This is a genomic window from Lacicoccus alkaliphilus DSM 16010 (assembly GCF_900142805.1).
In the GTDB taxonomy this organism is placed as follows: Bacteria; Bacillota; Bacilli; order Staphylococcales; family Salinicoccaceae; genus Lacicoccus; species Lacicoccus alkaliphilus.
The window spans coordinates 74316-90176 of the sequence record NZ_FRCF01000009.1 but is presented as its reverse complement, the minus strand read 5'-3'; the positions used below and the strand labels follow the sequence as shown (position 1 = coordinate 90176).

Here is a 15861-nt window from a genome sequence, read left to right as displayed (position 1 = left end):
GGGCCTATAGCTCAGCTGGTTAGAGCGCACGCCTGATAAGCGTGAGGTCGGTGGTTCGAGTCCACTTAGGCCCACTCAAAACGCATGGAAATATCCATGCGTTTTTTTATTTTTTATTTTTGACGGCAGGCCGGCACCGGTCCTTCAGTTGTATACATCTTCAAGGAACCGTCCGAGGATATCAATGATGTCTCCGGTTTTTTTTTCACCAATTCCGATAATCACGGTATTTTGAAGATTCTCTTCATATGAATAGCCATTACCATGTACGATGCCGTGCTTTTCGGCCAGGGTTTCCAAATCCCGTCCCGGGAGGCGCATCATGAAATGCATTCCGGTGTGCTCTCCCTGTATCTCAACTTCGGGGTGGTGCGTCCGGATCCACCCTGTAACTTCCTGCATCTTCTCACGATAAGATTTACGCATCCGGCTGATATGACGGTTCAGATAACCACGCTGCATGAAGTGTGCGATGATATGCTGCATCTGACGGGGGACATTGCAGGACAGTTCTTCCCGATAATAAAGTTCTGCCAGGGCTTTGGGCAACACCATGCATGAAAGCCTTAGAGATGGATAGAGCGACTTTGAGAATGTGCTCATGTAAATGGTCCGGTCGTTCTGGTCAAGCCCCTGCAGGGAGGGCAGGGGCTTACCCGTATATCTGAATTCACTGTCATAGTCATCTTCAATAATAAAATGACCTCTGCGGCTTGCATGGTTCAAAAGCTGTATCCTTTTTTTCAGGGACAGGGTGACACCGCTTGGAAACTGGTGGGAGGGGGTGACATGGACGACCGGGTTATCCAGCTTCTCCACCATCTCCACATCGATTCCGTCATTCAGTACAGGGGCGAAGTCCATATTCCCCCCCAATCGTCCAAGCACCTTTTTTATAACGGGGTAGCCGGGGTCCTCTATCGTCATCCTGGGATGTCCGAGCAGAAGGAGGACCTGTTCCAAAAGGGATTCCGTCGAAGGGCCTATGAATATTTGATCGACTGAACATGTCACAGCGCGGTTGATATGGAGATAGTCCCTGATCTCCTCCTTGAGCAGCAGTTCACCACTATCTTCGCCCTGGTTCATCAGTTCAGGGTCGGAAAAGACTTCCCTGGCAATCTGTTTCAGTACCTCCCTCTGCACCATGGTCGTCTCGATCGTGCCCAAGGGCAGGCGATACGCCCTGCGGCGCTTTTTTTTAATTTCCGGTATTACAGAATGCGTCTCCGCCTTGAGCTCTTCGAAGGCGGACACGTAGAACCCGCTCCTCTCCCTGCTGTAGATGAGGTCCTCATCCATCAGTTGGTTGTACGCATGCTCCACCGTCGTCTGACTAATCGTCAGGTCCATCTGCAGCTGCCTTTTACTGGGCAGTTTCTCATTGCTTTTGAGTGTCCCATCCAAAATCTGCGTCTTTATTGCGCCATACAGCTGTTCAAAAAGCGGTCTGTCCGACTGTCGATTCAATTCTATCAGCATTATCTGACCCCCTAAAATTATTCCGAACTGATGCTTTCGAGTATTCAGAATCAATTCTATACTAAATCAATAGAATATCAATAAGAAAAAAGGAGCCGGTATATATGCAACAGACAGGGACTGAAAGAGTTAAAAGAGGGATGGCCGAGATGCAGAAGGGAGGCGTCATCATGGACGTCGTGAATGCCGAGCAGGCGAAGGTGGCAGAAGCTTCCGGTGCCGTGGCGGTCATGGCGCTTGAACGTGTGCCATCCGATATCCGTACAGCAGGCGGCGTGGCCAGAGCATGCGATCCGAGAATCATCGAAGAGGTCATGGAGGCCGTCTCCATCCCGGTCATGGCGAAAGTCAGAATCGGGCATATTACAGAAGCCAGAGTGCTGGAGGCGATGGGTGTCGACTATATTGACGAATCAGAAGTGCTGACACCGGCGGACGAGGTGTTCCATTTGAAGAAGGACGACTATACAATCCCGTTCGTATGCGGTTGCCGTGATATTGGAGAAGCGGCGCGGCGTATCGGGGAAGGTGCGGCGATGCTCCGTACGAAAGGTGAGCCGGGGACAGGTAACATCGTAGAAGCAGTCAGGCATATGAGGATGGTGAACAATCAGGTCCGTCAGATCACTGTGATGAGTGATGACGAGCTGATGACCGAAGCGAAGAATCATGGTGCGCCATACGATATCCTGAAGGAAATTAAGGAAATCGGCAAACTGCCTGTCGTCAACTTCGCAGCAGGCGGGGTCGCGACACCACAGGATGCGGCACTGATGATGGAACTTGGTGCAGACGGCGTATTCGTTGGGTCAGGGGTATTCAAGTCCGAAAACCCTGAAAAATTCGCCAAGGCCATCGTCGAAGCGACAACGCATTACCAGGATTACGAGCTGATCGGCAAGCTTGCGAAAGAACTCGGTACAGCAATGAAGGGTCTCGACATCAACCAGCTTTCCCTTGAAGAGAGAATGCAGGAGCGCGGCTGGTAATGAAGATCGGTGTACTTGCACTGCAGGGGGCGGTCAGGGAACATATCAGACTGGTCGAGGCGTGTGGCGAGGAAGCAATACCCATAAAACGGGTGGAGGAGCTCTCGGGAATCGACGGCCTTATCCTGCCCGGAGGTGAATCAACGACCATGCGGCGCCTGATGGATCGATATGGATTCACAGAGATCCTCAGAGAGAGCGATCTTCCGATGTTCGGCACGTGTGCCGGCCTGATACTTCTGGCCAGGAACATCGAAGGGTATGAGGAAGGTCATCTTGGGAAACTTGATATCACAGTCGAAAGGAACTCTTTCGGCAGACAGGTGGACAGCTTTGAGGAGGAACTCCCGGTTGCGGGCATCGAGGAGAAGGCGCTTGCTGTCTTCATCCGGGCGCCCCATATCAGAGAAACGGGAGAAGGTGTCGAAACACTGTCCAAAACGGCGGGCAGGATTGTTGCGGTGCGGTCTGACAGGCACCTTGGCATCTCATTTCATCCGGAACTTACGGATTCACTCGTTTTCCACCGGTTTTTCATCGATATGGTGAAAGTGGATATGGATAATAAACTTTCCGTAGGAATGTAAAATAGAAGCGCATGACTCCTGGAGACTCCCGGGAATCATGCGCGTTTAATTTCTTCGGTCATCATCCTTCATCCTTCAGCTCGTGCAGCGGGAATATAGGCAGATGCTGGTGCATCATCGATGACACTTTCCTGGGTATACCCATCAAGACATGACCTCTTGGAAAGAAGAAATGAAAATAAGGCCGGAACTCACACGTTCCGGCCTTAAAATATTTTTGTATGAGTTCCGTTTCGCTTTATTCACCGGACTCAGAAGTGACTGCATCGATGAATTCCGTATTGATCAAGCCATCGATGTCATCACTTGACATGTAATCTGCTTCATAGCTGATCGTTGCCATTTCCTGAAGCACCTGCTCGTCGATTTCATAGGTCGGGTGAAGCCGTTCACTTGCTTCCAGCGTTTCTTCCTCACTCAGGTCACTGCCTGTGATGTCAGTGATATGCCCAACAAATATGCCGACCGCTTCTTCGCGGTTCTCTTCGATGAACTCAATGGCTCTCATATGGGCGCGGAGGTAGCTTTCAGTGAGTTCCGGATTCGCCTCGGTGAATGCATCCCTTGCCGCGACGACCGTTATCGTCGAATCAGCACCCCAGCCGAATTCAGTTTCATCCAGCAGAATATCTGCATTCGTCTGGTTTTCCAGAAATACTCCCCAAGGCTCCTGGGTTGCCGCGGCATCCACGTCACCCTGGAGGAACAGTGTGGATGTATCTGCCGGTGCCTGCGGATTCAGGCTTACGGTGCCGCCTGAATCATCGACATCCAACCCGGCTTCATGCAGTGCTTTTCTCAGCATGATGTCCTGGGTGGAGCCGATGGTCGGAATGGCCACGCTTTTGCCGTCAAGGTCCTCCACTGACTCTATGCCGGAATCTTCAGCTGTCGCAAGGACTGCTCCGCCGTTTACGGCACCGGCGATGATTGAATGTGCAGGGTTCCTCATGTAAGTCGTCGTGGCAGGGGAAGGTCCCACAGTACCGATATCGAATTCATCCGTGGACATCCCTTCCATGAATGCACTGCCGTTCGGGAACGTCCTGGTGTCGATTGAAATGTCTTCACCGAACTCCTCTTCGAAATAACCATTTTGCAGTGCTATGACCGTTGAAATGTGCGTCAGGTTAGGGAAATAGCCGATCCTGACTTCTTCAGCTGCTTCTTCCTCATTATTGCATCCTGCAACGACTGCCAAAGATAATGCGATGATGCCCAATATATATTTCTTCATTTGAAATCCTCCTGATTTTTAGACTGTCTGCCCGTATCGGCGTGCCACTGCACGCTCCATGCGCAGGAATACCTGATTGTCTATGATCGTACCGATTACACCGATCACAATCATGATTGAGAGAACGAGGTCCATCGCCTGGATGGAGCGGCCGAGATCCAGCAGGTAGCCGAGACCGCCGGTCGAGCCGAGCAGCTCACCGGCCATGATCGCACGCCAGGCGAATGCCCATGCGACCCGCAGCCCTGAAATGATATGCGGGACGGAAGCCGGGATGATCACCGTCCGGAGGAGGTGCGATCCCGAAGAACCGAGTGTTTTTGCCGCATTCAAGTAAATTGAGGGTACATTTTTGAATCCAGCGCTGGAGTTCACCGTCATCGTCCAGGTCGCCCCGATGGCAACTATGAATAGTATGGCGGTATTGCCGAGTCCGAACCATACAATTGCGAGCGGGAACCACACGATGCTCGGGATGGACTGCAGTGCCGTCACGAAGAAGCCAAGGGTGTCATCCACCCATTTGTAGCGGGCGATCAAAAAGCCGAAGGTCAGCCCGAGCACGATGGCAATCGTGAAGCCGGCCAGCAGCCTTGTGAGCGTCGTCGCGGTTGCGGTCACGATCTGACCGGAGAGAATGCTGCTGATCAGCGTGCCGACCACCGTGACCCCGCCCGGTTCATTCGGGATGATCAGGGGCGGGAACATGAATGTCGGGAAGAACCCAAGTTTAGATATTACTTCCCATATCCCGATGATCACCGCTACGAAGATGATCCGTCTTAAGACTGTAGTCATCACCAAACTCCTCCTTCAACACTTTTTCCATTTCAATTTCGAGTTCCGTCATGACACGCTTTTCGAGATCGACGATGACGCTGTCGGCCGGATCCCTAGGACGTGCGGCCTGGACGGTGAAGGATGCTTTGATCTGTCCCGGGCGTGTGCTCATTAAAAGTACGCGGTCCGATAAAGTCAGTGCCTCACGAATGTTGTGCGTGATGAACAGTATTGTATTGCCTGTCTTCCTCCAAATGTTCTGAAGCTCCTTGTGCAGCACGAGTCTCGTCTGCTCATCGAGGGCGGCGAAAGGCTCATCCATCAGAAGGACTTCCGGGTCCATCACCAGCGCGCGTGCAATGGCCACCCTCTGTTTCATACCACCGGATAATTCATACGGGTAGGCATCGGCAAAATTGCCGAGATGCACCATCTGGAGTCCGTCGACCGTCTTTTGTTCCACTTCGGCCTTCGACATCTTTTTCAGGTTCAGCCCGTAGGCGACATTCTCTTTGACGGTCATCCAGGGGAACAGCCCGCCCTCCTGGAAGACGACGATGCGGTCCGTACCCGGCTTCGTCACTTTCCCGCCATTGACGCGCACCTCCCCGGAAGTTGTTGCATCCAGACCTGCGATCAATTTCAGGACCGTCGATTTCCCGCATCCGGAAGGGCCGAGGAGGGAGACGAACTCACCCTCTTCAATGTTGAAGTTTATATCTTTCAATACCTGGAGTTTCTGATCTTTTCCTTTTTTGAATTCCTTATGGACGTTATCCAATTCCACTTTCAAGTCCGTTCACCTCACATCATAAAGTCATACCAACATAATAGGAATAGTAACGGTAATCTCCTAGTAAGTCAATATAATTTAAGAGATCCATTGATTTAGACCGGGGATCCGCCCAATAAAAATATGCCCGGCCAGGAATGAACTTCTTGACCGGGCATATACTGCCTCTCATGACTGTTTTTCCCCCACCCATCTGCTCAAATGTTTGGTGATGAAGAGCGAAAGGGAAAACATGATGAAAATATTTGCGATATGGATGAGCATCGCCCAGTTGATATCCGTGACGATGAAGGTGAGCAGGTAAGCGCTTGTGATGTACAAGGTGGCAAACACTGCGATGAAGATTAAAAACCTGATGATTAGAGCATTCAAATGGTTACGTGACAATATGATCACCTGATTCATTAGTCTGTTTACATTGAGTATAGCAGAGCATCTGCAGATGAACGATGCGAATCATGACGAAAATCGGACATGGATGAAAGTTCATTCCGAGTCCCCTCCGCGTTTCGCCCTGATGAACAGGGCGGCAAGTATCACCGGCAGTGCGGCGAGGGTCATGTATTGCAGAATCCATCCCGTAATTCCAGGAATGACGGCGAAAGGGTGCAGTATTCGGGCTGCGGAATACACACCGAGAATGACAAAAATGAAGCGCCCGGTCCATGACTCTGCAGTGAAAAAGAAATAGATCGATAAAGCGAGGGCGAGTGTAAAAGTTCCGACGAGTAACATGTTGATTACAGAGGCTTCCAGGTCGACGATGTAAAAAGCCGACATGCTGGCATGAAGGGAGCCGAGCATGATCACTTTCGCTGATACGAACAACGTCAGAAACCCGATGGCAGGAAAGAATTCCCGTTGTACGGACTTCTCCTTATGCGCCTTCAATCCCCGTTCCATGAGCGGCACCATTCCGAGGATGAGGAGCGGGATGAGCAGCAGCAGCGCACTCACGGTGAACCGGCTGAAGATGATGAGCATCAGCAGGTAGAATGATATGAAATACAGGTGGAAGAGTGCGGCAGTCTTTAAAAAAGGACGGCCGCGGGCACCATGCGCCTCAGCTGGCATTGGATCACTCCTTCAAGGTGGGTTCAATATACTGAGAATATATGATTTGGCAGCCAAAGTAAACGGCGGGCTGGCTTTATTTCAGGCAGTTATATTGAATGGGCCGGATGCAGCTGATAATATCATTTCTAATTTGAAAAATACCTGTTTGAGAATCGAAAGGATGGCTGTAAATGAAATTGAGCGTATTGGACCAGGCGCCCGTCACCATGGGCAACAAGTCGGCTGAGGCACTCCTCAAGGCGGATGAGCTTGCGGTCCTCGCGGATGAGCTGGGCTACCACCGGATGTGGATGGCTGAACACCACGGTACAAGGTCGCATGTGAGCTCGGCGCCGGAAGTCACTGCAGCAAGGCTTGCAGCGAAAACTGAAAATATACGGATAGGCACAGGGGGGGTCATGATGATGCATTATTCACCTCTGAAACTGGCTGAAGTTTTCAAGACCCTCAGTGCATTTTCACCAGGAAGGATCGATTTCGGTGCGGGACGTGCGCCGGGGGGCGATCACTCCGCCATGTATGCACTCGCACAAGGTGGACAGCCGAAGGTGGACGACCTCTATGAAAAATTCCAGATCACGATGCAGCTGCTCAACGATGAAGTGCCGGAAGGCCGCCTGTACGGTTCGACGCCGGCATATCCTTCGGATGTAGAACTGCCTGAAGCGTGGATGCTCGGTTCGACGGGGAACAGTGCAATCGCCACTGCCGGGATGGGTGCGGGCTATTCATTTGCGCAATTCTTCAACGGTGAACTCTCTAAGGAGATACTGGACCTTTACAAGGAGAGGTTCAAACCGTCGGCGCTGATGGAGGAGCCGGCGATCAATGTCTCATATATGGTGACGGCTGTCGAGACACGTGAAGAAGCGGAGTATGAGGCGCTGCCTTATGATATTTCAAGGCTCATGCTCGAGCAGGGGCGGATCACACAGACGATGACGCCGGAAGAGGCGCAGAATTACCCGCTCAGCGAAATGGACAGGATGTCCATACAGAGGAGCCGTAAACTCCACCTTGTCGGTTCCGCCAAAGAAGTGGCCGCAAAAATGAAGGAGGAACAGGAGCTGTACGGATTCGAAGAAGCGATGATCTGCAGCATCCCGCACTCACAGGAGAAACGTCTGGATGTGTATAAACTGCTCGCAAAAGAACTTTTATAAAGGATATTCCTGCAGTGCAAAAGTGCACTGCTTTTTTTATCAGGGGATTAATTGCTATAATGGAAACATGAATGGTTTAAACATTTGAAAAGGAGAGGATGCCATCATGAAAACTGAATACTGGACTGATGAATACAGCGCTTACCAGACGCTTGAAATTGAAATCAATGAAGGGCATGAACATGTGTTTTATTATTTCGGGACGTCGGAGGGGAGCAAACAATGGTTTCCGGAATTGACATTCGAAGACGAAGCAAGGCCGGAGAAGTTATTGCTTGAGCTGGGTGACGGCACGCACGATCATATGTATATACTGGACCTCATCGAAAGGAAGAGGCTGGTCTTCACATGGAGTGCAGGAGATGTGAGGATCGAGATTGTCGAGGCTGAAGAGGACAAGACGCTGGTGAGGTTCCAGGAAAGACTGCCTGCGGCAATCGGGAATATCGTGGAGGACTTCGCCGGCTGGTATTTCCAGCTTGAGAATCTGAAACATATTGCTGAAACAGGCGAGCTGCAGGAAGTCGGGGCGGATGCTCTTGAAGAACGGAAGAAGAAAGTGAAAGAGGAACTGGGACTGTGAGTACATGATCCCCTCCCTGTAAAAACTGCCCGGCCGTGCTGAGAAAACCAGCGTGCCGGGCAGTTTACTGCATCATATCAACTGATCGCCTTCAAACCGGCAGCGCTGCCGATGATCAAAGCGATGAAAAAGATTCTCGGGAAGTTTTTCGGTTCATCATAAAACAGCATGCCCAGGATCGCCCCGCCTGCTGCACCGATGCCGGTCCAGACTGCATAGGCGGTGCTCATCGGTATCTCGTTCATGGCGAGGGACAGTGAGATGAAGCTCAGGCCGAAGAAGGCCAGTATGCCGAAGAGGGCAGACTTCGTCCTTTTATGGGTGTAGACGTTGATCGCGTTCACGCCGAGCATCTCAAAGATGCCTGCGAAAATCAATAATATCCAAGCCATTACTTTTCCGCCTCCTCAATACGTTCTTCCGATGTGACCATCTTCAGGCCGATGACACCGGCCAGCAGCACTGCGATGAATACGAGATTCCAGATTGTAAACGGCTGCCCGAACAGCACGAAATCGGTGATTGCGACCCCGGTCGCCCCGAGGCCGACGAACACAGCGTAGGAAGTGCCCACCGGCAGCGCCATGGAAGCGACGATCAAAAGGTGGAAACTCACATAAATCGCAATCACTGTAAGGGCCCACTGCCACCAGTTGTCGGCGTGGTTCAGGCCGATGACCCAGCCGACCTCAAATACCGAAGCGATGATGATCTTGATCCAGTTCATAAATTCAAATCCTTTCAAATATAAAATAAAAAGCCCGGGAGATATTCAAATCTCCCAGGCTTTTATCCCTCCGTGTCACGGATTGCTCCATGGGTCCACTCTCGGTCCAGACCAGCAGTGCTGCGGAACCCTAGTGGACTCTTTCCCATATTCACATACATGCTAGCACATCCATCCGCCCCAATCAAATCAGGAGATTCCGGGCCGTTTCAATTTTACGTGGTGTAATTTCGGATTTACTGTACAATGGTCTTAAGATTCATAACGGAGGATGCTTCAATCATGATTTTAAATATTATGTATATAGTACTCATCATCTCAATTGCAGGTTTCCTGATCACCGGGATGCTCTCGATTTTGCAGTTCGGGGGTTATTTCAAAAAACATGAACGCCGCTATGTCATTTATTTCCTCACCTTTACCGCCATGACAATCATCTTGATGGGCATCTTCACCCTCATTGCATCATGAAGATAAAAAAGAACGCTCGGATTGAGCGTTCTTTTTCGTTTAAATATTAAAAGAAGAAACCGACGATCGTCGCTGTCAGCAGGCTGACGAGAGTCGCACCGTAGACGAGCTTGAGACCGAATCTCGCCACCTTGTCCCCGCTTTCATTGTGGAGACCTTTGACGGAACCGGCGATGATGCCGATGCTGCCGAAGTTGGCAAATGAAATCATGAATACTGAAAGCATTGCCTGCGTCTTTCTTGATACTTCTTCAGCGATAGGCTGGAATTCAATGATCGCTACGAATTCATTTGTGATCAGTTTGGTCGCCATAAGGCTTCCGGCAATCTGCGCTTCATTCCACGGGATACCGATCAGGAATGCGATCGGCATGAAGATATAGCCGAGGATGTCCTGGAACGTGAGGCTTGATCCCGGTATGAGCAGGAACAGTTCGTTCAGCAGGTTGATCAGCGCAATGAAACCGATCAGCATGGCACCGACGATCAGTACGATTTTACCACCATCGATGATATAGTCGCCAAGCACTTGGAAGAATGACTTCCCTGCTTCCGGCTTGGTGGAAATTTCTGCACCGTCATCAACGATCAACTCTTCATAAGGGTTGATGATATGGACGATGACATAAATCCCGAATAAGTTCAGCACGATGGCGATCAACACGAATTGCGGCTCCAGCATGGTGAAGAAGGCGCCCACAATCGACAGGGAGATGGAACTCATCGCCTGTGCCGCGAGTGTATAAAGGCGTGCAGTCGTCATTCTCGGCAGCTGGTTCTTGAGTGAGACGAAAACCTCCGACTGACCGAGCATCATGGAAGCCGCACCGTTATAGGATTCGATATAGGGCAGGCCGGTTATTCTGGTGAGCAGTATACCGAGGCCTTTGATGATGAACGGCAGGATCCTGGTGTAGGAGAGGATGCCGATGATTGCCGATATGAATATGATGGGTACTAAAACGTTGAATAAGAACACATCTGTGGCTTCACCGCCATTATCACTCATCAGATCACCGAAGACGAACAATCCACCTTCACGTGCAAAGCCGAGGAGGGTGTCGAAAGCATCCGCCAGCCACCCTATGACAGTCTGACCCCAGGTCGTGTTCAAGAACAGGAATGCGAAGAACAGTTGCAGGGCGACTAAAATCAGGATGTTCTTCCACTTCTTGAATGCGAGCTTACGGTTGGTGCTCGCAATCCAGGCGAGGAACATTACGAATAGCACACCCACTATTCCCATAACAATACTCATGATAAAATCCTCCATATTACAAGATTTATGATGTAAAATATGTATGTGTACGTCTCGTTCCTCATTATAAAGTATATGAGGCTGAAAGGCGATACCGAATCATTATAATGCAAACGTTTACAGAAATAAAGAACAACCTTGAAATATGAACAATAAATTTGCCAAAATTTAGCGCAGGCTGTATACTTTAGTCAAAGAAGGTCAAAAGAGGTGACAGCATGCGTAACATGTCGGATATCATTGAAGAATATTTGAAGGCATTACTGGCGGATTCCGACGGCGAACCCGTGGAAATCAAGCGTGCCTATATTGCTGAAAAATTTGACTGTGTCCCGTCCCAACTGAACTATGTCATAAAGACCAGATTCACCAACGAGCACGGATATCTGGTGGAGAGCAAGCGGGGTGGCGGGGGATATATACGGATCACCAAAGTCGAGACACATACAAAAGCGGAATATCTCGCCCGCTTAAAACAAATGATAGGGACCGGGTTGAGCCAGAGGAATGCCCGGCATATCGTCCAGTCCCTGTACGAAAACGAAGTGATCACTTTGAAGGAGGGGAAAATCATCAATGCGGCCCTCGACCGCGAGTCGTTGATGATTGAACTGCCGTACAGGGACCAGCTCCGGGCGAAGATACTACTGAACATCATCGATGTCATCCTATACACCGAGGAGTGATTTTTATGATCTGTGAAGCATGTCAGGAAAATGAAGCGACTGTTCATATCACGACAGGCAGTGGCTTGAACAAAACAGAAAGGTATCTATGCGAAGCCTGCGCCAATAAGTCGTTCTCGAACCAGTTTGCAAGCTTCCCGGATGATTCGTTCGACATCCACCAGCTCCTGCAGTCGCTTTCCGCCCAGCAGTCTGCGGAAGCGAGCAGAAAACAGAAAAGGCGCTGTGACACATGCGGCTCCACGATAGAAACCATACTTAAAAGGGGCAAGTTCGGGTGTGCGGACTGCTATGACACTTTCAGCAGCAAAAGCAGCGAAATCATCACCAAGGTCCAGCTGTACCAGACGCAGCATGTCGGGAAAGTACCGGAGAAATCATCGGCCTACATCAAGGTGAAGAAACAGATTGAAAGTCTCCGGGAGGAGCTGGCCGGGCTGGTGGAGCGCCAGGAGTTCGAAGAAGCGGCAGTGGTCAGGGACCGGATAAAATCATTGGAGGCAGGTGATGACGATGGGAAAAGTTAGTCCATGGATAACCGAAGCCAAAGAAACACCCGTGGAAATGTCATCCCGGATCCGTCTCGCCCGCAATGTGAGGGACCTCCCTTTTCCCTGCATGCTGAAGGATGAGGGCATGTCGGAAGTCATCGAGAAATTGAATGCCGCACTGACTGACCTGAGACAGGTCCACCTGGATGAAATGAAGTTCGAAGATAAAGCATTGCTGGTCGAGAAACACCTGATCAGCCCCTTGTTCACAAAGCGGGGGCGGTTGAGTTACATCAGCGATGACGAGTCGGTCTCCATCATGGTCAACGAAGAAGATCATGTCCGGATCCAGGTGATGGGAGCGGGTGACTCGCTGGATGAATTATACAAGCGGGCTTCTGCACTTGACGACAGACTGGAAGAAAAACTGAATTATGCATTTGATGATAAATACGGATTCCTCACTGCCTGCCCCACCAATGTCGGTACCGGGCTCAGAGCCTCCGTCATGCTGCATTTACCGGGACTGTCACTCGGAAACAGGATACAGAGGATCGCAAACAACCTGAACCGTTTCGGTTTTACGCTGAGGGGAATATACGGGGAAGGCTCCGTTCCGCTGGGTCACATTTATCAGCTGTCCAATCAGCTTACACTGGGACGGACCGAGGAAGAAATCATCAACAGCCTGAATGAATTGAAAATGAGGATCATTGAAGAAGAAGACGAGATGCGCTCCATCATGAATGATGATCATCTCCTGAAAGCGAAGGATTCCATATTCCGTTCTTACGGCACGCTCAAATACGCCCATACCATATCTTTGAAAGAAGCGGCGAATCATTTAAGCAATGTTAAACTGGGCGTTGATTTAAAACTTTTGCCTGAGTACACCATCAGATTCCAGGAGCAGATACAGCTGATTCAGCCGGCGTTCATCAAAATGCGTTTGAACACCCTGGAAAAAGAGTATGCATCATTAGAGGGAGCGGTTGACGAAGAACGTGCAACATTACTACGTGAATTAATAGGAGGGACATCATAAATGTTATTTGGAAGATTAACTGAAAGAGCCCAAAAAGTGCTCGCTTATGCCCAGGAAGAAGCCATCAGCCTGAAACACTCAAGCATCGGGACGGAACACCTGCTGCTTGGACTCGTCAAAGAAAAAGAGGGGATTGCTGCTAAAGTGCTTTCGAGCTTCAATATCAGCGAAGATAATGTGCGGGATGAAGTCTTCAATCTGATCAACGAAGGTGAGGATGCGACCGGCTCCATCCATTATACGCCGCGTGCAAAAAAAGTGATTGAACTGTCCATGGATGAAGCGCGTAAGCTGCATCATAACTTTGTGGGCACAGAGCACCTGTTGCTCGGGCTCATCAGGGAAAGTGAAGGCGTTGCTGCACGGGTGCTCACCAACCTGGACCTGAACATCACAAAAGCCCGTGCCTCGGTCATCAAGATGCTCGGCAACCCGGATGCCCTTCAGAATAAAGACGGACAAAAGAAAGATAACAATACACCGACACTGGATTCACTAGCGAGGGACCTCACGGAAATCGCCCGTGAAGATCGTCTCGACCCGGTGATCGGACGTTCAAAGGAAATCACACGCGTGATCGAAGTGTTGTCGCGCAGGACCAAGAACAACCCTGTATTGATCGGTGAGCCGGGCGTGGGTAAAACTGCGATCGCAGAAGGGCTCGCCCAGTCCATCATCAAAAATGAAGTGCCTGAAACACTGAAGGATAAACGTGTGATGTCCCTGGACATGGGCACTGTGGTCGCGGGCACGAAGTACCGCGGTGAGTTCGAGGAACGCATGAAGAAAGTGATGGAGGAAATCCATAAAGCAGGCAATGTAGTATTGTTCATCGATGAGCTGCATACACTGATCGGTGCCGGTGGTGCGGAAGGCGCAATCGATGCTTCCAATATCTTGAAGCCTGCGCTTGCCAGGGGCGAGCTGCAGTGTATCGGTGCGACCACATTGGAGGAGTACCGTAAGCATATTGAAAAAGATGCGGCGCTCGAGCGCCGCTTCCAGCCGGTACAGGTGGATGAGCCGAATGTCGAAGACACCATTCTGATCCTGAAAGGCTTGAGGGACAAATATGAAGCACATCACCGCATAAATATCACTGATGAAGCGGTTGAAGCAGCAGCCAGGATGAGTGCCCGCTATATCCAGGACCGCTTTCTGCCGGACAAGGCGATCGATCTGATCGATGAGGCATCATCCAAAGTGAGGTTGCGCAGCTACACTTCCCCGCCGGATTTGAAGGATCTTGAAAGCAGGCTCGAAGCAGTCAAGAAAGAGAAGACTGCGGCGGTGCAGAGTCAGGAATTTGAAGCCGCGGCCAACTACCGTGACCAGCAGTCCAAGCTCGAAAAAGAGCTGAAGGAAAAAGAGGACAGCTGGAAAAAAGAGCAGGGACAGTCATCACAGTCAGTGACACAAAGTGATATAGAAATAGTCATCAGCGGCATGACAGGGATTCCACTGTCGAAAATCGCTGAAGAGGAGACTGAGCGTTTGTTGAACCTTGAGTCGATCCTCCATGACAGAGTCATCGGACAGGAAGAGGCGGTCACTTCTATTTCCAAAGCTGTACGTCGTGCGAGATCCGGGCTCAAAGACCCGAAACGTCCGATTGGAAGTTTCATCTTCCTTGGACCGACCGGCGTCGGCAAGACGGAACTTGCAAGGGCGCTCAGCGAAGCGATGTTCGGTGAGGAAGATGCCATGATCCGGGTGGACATGAGTGAATACATGGAAAAGCATTCCGTGTCCCGCCTTGTCGGTTCGCCTCCTGGATACGTGGGATATGAGGATGGCGGACAGCTGACCGAGAAAGTCAGAAGAAAGCCTTATTCACTCGTGCTGTTTGATGAAATTGAAAAAGCACACCCCGACGTTTTCAATATGCTGCTGCAGGTGTTGGATGAAGGCAGACTGACGGATGCAAACGGACGAACAGTCGACTTCAGGAATACGATCATCGTCATGACTTCAAACGTCGGTGCCCAGGAACTGAAAGACCGTAAGTTTGCAGGATTCGGCACAACTTCCGGCTCCGGCAGCCAGGATTATGAAACGATCAGAAGCACGATGATGAAAGAGCTGAAAGATACATTCAGACCTGAGTTCATCAACCGCGTCGATGATATCATCGTCTTCCACAGCCTTGAAAAAGAACACCTGAAAGAGATCGTCTCCCTGATGATTGAACAGCTCCAGGAGAGGCTTGTCGATCAGAACATCAATATCGAGGTCACTGAAGCTGCAAAAGCTCAAATTGCAGAAGACGGTTACGATCCTGAATACGGGGCGAGGCCGCTCGCAAGGAGCATCCAGAAGAATATTGAAGACACTTTGAGTGAATCATTGCTGTCGGGTGCCGATTTCGCAAACAAGGTCGTGACTGTGGATTATAAAAATGAAGAATTCACAGTGGCTTCGAAGGAGAAGGAAGCGGCAGAGAAATAAGCAGTGTCAGCCCAAATCATGTGTGAATGGTTTGGGCTGTTCTG

General features: G+C 50.4%; 18 protein-coding genes, 1 tRNA gene and 1 riboswitch. Of the genes, 10 read left to right on the top strand and 9 right to left on the bottom strand.

The features are described 5' to 3' along the window. Positions 1-74: transfer RNA gene (locus BUA12_RS09980), tRNA-Ile, on the top strand. 70 nt (positions 75-144) lie between these two features. Here BUA12_RS09980 and pdxR read toward each other — a convergent pair. Further along, on the bottom strand, positions 145-1482 hold the full coding sequence (gene pdxR, locus BUA12_RS09975; protein WP_072710463.1) for a MocR-like pyridoxine biosynthesis transcription factor PdxR: 1338 nt from the start codon (positions 1480-1482) through the stop codon (positions 145-147). A 104-nt stretch (positions 1483-1586) separates the two neighbouring features. Between pdxR and pdxS the strand changes: the two genes are divergently transcribed. After that, complete coding sequence (pdxS, locus tag BUA12_RS09970; RefSeq protein WP_072710462.1) at positions 1587-2471, top strand: pyridoxal 5'-phosphate synthase lyase subunit PdxS; 885 nt, start codon at positions 1587-1589, stop codon at positions 2469-2471. After that, positions 2471-3058 carry a pyridoxal 5'-phosphate synthase glutaminase subunit PdxT gene (pdxT, locus tag BUA12_RS09965; protein ID WP_072710461.1) on the top strand — a complete coding sequence of 196 codons (588 nt, stop codon included), beginning with the start codon at positions 2471-2473 and terminating at the stop codon, positions 3056-3058. The genes pdxS and pdxT overlap by 1 nt, the downstream gene beginning before the upstream one ends. 238 nt (positions 3059-3296) lie before the next feature. Here pdxT and BUA12_RS09960 read toward each other — a convergent pair whose 3' ends face one another. From BUA12_RS09960 to BUA12_RS09940, 5 genes are all read right to left on the bottom strand, one after another. Beyond that, positions 3297-4295, bottom strand: a complete 999-nt coding sequence (locus BUA12_RS09960) for an ABC transporter substrate-binding protein (RefSeq protein WP_072710460.1) — start codon at positions 4293-4295, stop codon at positions 3297-3299. Between the two features lie 18 nt (positions 4296-4313). Next, the gene (locus BUA12_RS09955; protein WP_072710459.1) at positions 4314-5093 is read right to left on the bottom strand and encodes an ABC transporter permease; all 780 of its coding nucleotides are present in this window, start codon (positions 5091-5093) and stop codon (positions 4314-4316) included. After that, positions 5026-5868: an ABC transporter ATP-binding protein gene (locus BUA12_RS09950; protein WP_072710458.1), complete on the bottom strand. Its 843-nt coding sequence runs from the start codon at positions 5866-5868 to the stop codon at positions 5026-5028. Before BUA12_RS09950 ends, BUA12_RS09955 begins: the two co-directional genes overlap by 68 nt. Before the next feature lie 168 nt (positions 5869-6036). After that, positions 6037-6255 (bottom strand): hypothetical protein, encoded by a 219-nt coding sequence (locus BUA12_RS09945; RefSeq protein ID WP_143146128.1) that lies wholly within the window; start codon positions 6253-6255, stop codon positions 6037-6039. A gap of 99 nt (positions 6256-6354) precedes the next feature. Beyond that, on the bottom strand, positions 6355-6942 hold the full coding sequence (locus tag BUA12_RS09940) for a hypothetical protein (RefSeq protein ID WP_072710456.1): 588 nt from the start codon (positions 6940-6942) through the stop codon (positions 6355-6357). A 173-nt stretch (positions 6943-7115) separates the two neighbouring features. Here BUA12_RS09940 and BUA12_RS09935 point away from each other — a divergent pair, with 173 nt between their 5' ends. Continuing rightward, a complete protein-coding gene (locus tag BUA12_RS09935) occupies positions 7116-8108 on the top strand; it encodes an MsnO8 family LLM class oxidoreductase (protein WP_072710455.1) in 993 nt (330 codons plus the stop codon). Positions 8109-8214: 106 nt separating this feature from the next. Next, positions 8215-8691 (top strand): SRPBCC domain-containing protein, encoded by a 477-nt coding sequence (locus tag BUA12_RS09930; RefSeq protein ID WP_072710454.1) that lies wholly within the window; start codon positions 8215-8217, stop codon positions 8689-8691. A 77-nt stretch (positions 8692-8768) separates the two neighbouring features. Here BUA12_RS09930 and BUA12_RS09925 read toward each other — a convergent pair whose 3' ends face one another. Beyond that, a complete protein-coding gene (locus BUA12_RS09925) occupies positions 8769-9083 on the bottom strand; it encodes a DMT family transporter (protein ID WP_072710453.1) in 315 nt (104 codons plus the stop codon). Then, complete coding sequence (locus tag BUA12_RS09920) at positions 9083-9418, bottom strand: DMT family transporter (protein WP_072710452.1); 336 nt, start codon at positions 9416-9418, stop codon at positions 9083-9085. The genes BUA12_RS09925 and BUA12_RS09920 overlap by 1 nt, the downstream gene beginning before the upstream one ends. A 49-nt stretch (positions 9419-9467) precedes the next feature. Beyond that, positions 9468-9563, bottom strand: a riboswitch (guanidine-I (ykkC/yxkD leader). A gap of 137 nt (positions 9564-9700) precedes the next feature. Between BUA12_RS09920 and BUA12_RS09915 the strand changes: the two genes are divergently transcribed. Beyond that, positions 9701-9889 carry a hypothetical protein gene (locus BUA12_RS09915; protein ID WP_072710451.1) on the top strand — a complete coding sequence of 63 codons (189 nt, stop codon included), beginning with the start codon at positions 9701-9703 and terminating at the stop codon, positions 9887-9889. Positions 9890-9935: 46 nt separating this feature from the next. Here the strand turns inward: BUA12_RS09915 and BUA12_RS09910 are convergent, their stop codons facing one another. Next, on the bottom strand, positions 9936-11147 hold the full coding sequence (locus BUA12_RS09910) for a NupC/NupG family nucleoside CNT transporter (RefSeq protein ID WP_072710450.1): 1212 nt from the start codon (positions 11145-11147) through the stop codon (positions 9936-9938). A gap of 218 nt (positions 11148-11365) precedes the next feature. On the opposite strand from BUA12_RS09910, the gene BUA12_RS09905 reads away from it, so the two are divergent. The 4 genes from BUA12_RS09905 to BUA12_RS09890 are packed head-to-tail and all read left to right on the top strand — an operon-like array spanning position 11366 to position 15817. Continuing rightward, positions 11366-11833, top strand: coding sequence for a CtsR family transcriptional regulator (locus BUA12_RS09905; protein WP_072710449.1), 468 nt, complete (start codon positions 11366-11368; stop codon positions 11831-11833). A 5-nt stretch (positions 11834-11838) separates the two neighbouring features. Beyond that, entirely contained in the window at positions 11839-12360 is a 522-nt protein-coding gene (locus BUA12_RS09900) for a UvrB/UvrC motif-containing protein (RefSeq protein WP_072710448.1), read from the top strand. Next, positions 12347-13369: a protein arginine kinase gene (locus tag BUA12_RS09895; protein WP_245772804.1), complete on the top strand. Its 1023-nt coding sequence runs from the start codon at positions 12347-12349 to the stop codon at positions 13367-13369. The genes BUA12_RS09900 and BUA12_RS09895 overlap by 14 nt, the downstream gene beginning before the upstream one ends. Further along, positions 13370-15817: an ATP-dependent Clp protease ATP-binding subunit gene (locus BUA12_RS09890; RefSeq protein WP_072710446.1), complete on the top strand. Its 2448-nt coding sequence runs from the start codon at positions 13370-13372 to the stop codon at positions 15815-15817. Positions 15818-15861: the final 44 nt, after the last annotated feature.

Coding starts and splice junctions, on each gene's coding strand:
- BUA12_RS09895 (WP_245772804.1), top strand. CDS start 12,347: ATGGGAAAAGTTAGTCCATGGATAACCGAAGCCAAAGAAACACCCGTG.
- BUA12_RS09935 (WP_072710455.1), top strand. CDS start 7,116: ATGAAATTGAGCGTATTGGACCAGGCGCCCGTCACCATGGGCAACAAG.
- pdxT (WP_072710461.1), top strand. CDS start 2,471: ATGAAGATCGGTGTACTTGCACTGCAGGGGGCGGTCAGGGAACATATC.
- BUA12_RS09905 (WP_072710449.1), top strand. CDS start 11,366: ATGCGTAACATGTCGGATATCATTGAAGAATATTTGAAGGCATTACTG.
- BUA12_RS09930 (WP_072710454.1), top strand. CDS start 8,215: ATGAAAACTGAATACTGGACTGATGAATACAGCGCTTACCAGACGCTT.
- BUA12_RS09955 (WP_072710459.1), bottom strand. CDS start 5,093: ATGACTACAGTCTTAAGACGGATCATCTTCGTAGCGGTGATCATCGGG.
- pdxR (WP_072710463.1), bottom strand. CDS start 1,482: ATGCTGATAGAATTGAATCGACAGTCGGACAGACCGCTTTTTGAACAG.
- pdxS (WP_072710462.1), top strand. CDS start 1,587: ATGCAACAGACAGGGACTGAAAGAGTTAAAAGAGGGATGGCCGAGATG.
- BUA12_RS09915 (WP_072710451.1), top strand. CDS start 9,701: ATGATTTTAAATATTATGTATATAGTACTCATCATCTCAATTGCAGGT.
- BUA12_RS09890 (WP_072710446.1), top strand. CDS start 13,370: ATGTTATTTGGAAGATTAACTGAAAGAGCCCAAAAAGTGCTCGCTTAT.
- BUA12_RS09910 (WP_072710450.1), bottom strand. CDS start 11,147: ATGAGTATTGTTATGGGAATAGTGGGTGTGCTATTCGTAATGTTCCTC.
- BUA12_RS09920 (WP_072710452.1), bottom strand. CDS start 9,418: ATGAACTGGATCAAGATCATCATCGCTTCGGTATTTGAGGTCGGCTGG.
- BUA12_RS09940 (WP_072710456.1), bottom strand. CDS start 6,942: ATGCCAGCTGAGGCGCATGGTGCCCGCGGCCGTCCTTTTTTAAAGACT.
- BUA12_RS09960 (WP_072710460.1), bottom strand. CDS start 4,295: ATGAAGAAATATATATTGGGCATCATCGCATTATCTTTGGCAGTCGTT.
- BUA12_RS09900 (WP_072710448.1), top strand. CDS start 11,839: ATGATCTGTGAAGCATGTCAGGAAAATGAAGCGACTGTTCATATCACG.
- BUA12_RS09925 (WP_072710453.1), bottom strand. CDS start 9,083: ATGGCTTGGATATTATTGATTTTCGCAGGCATCTTTGAGATGCTCGGC.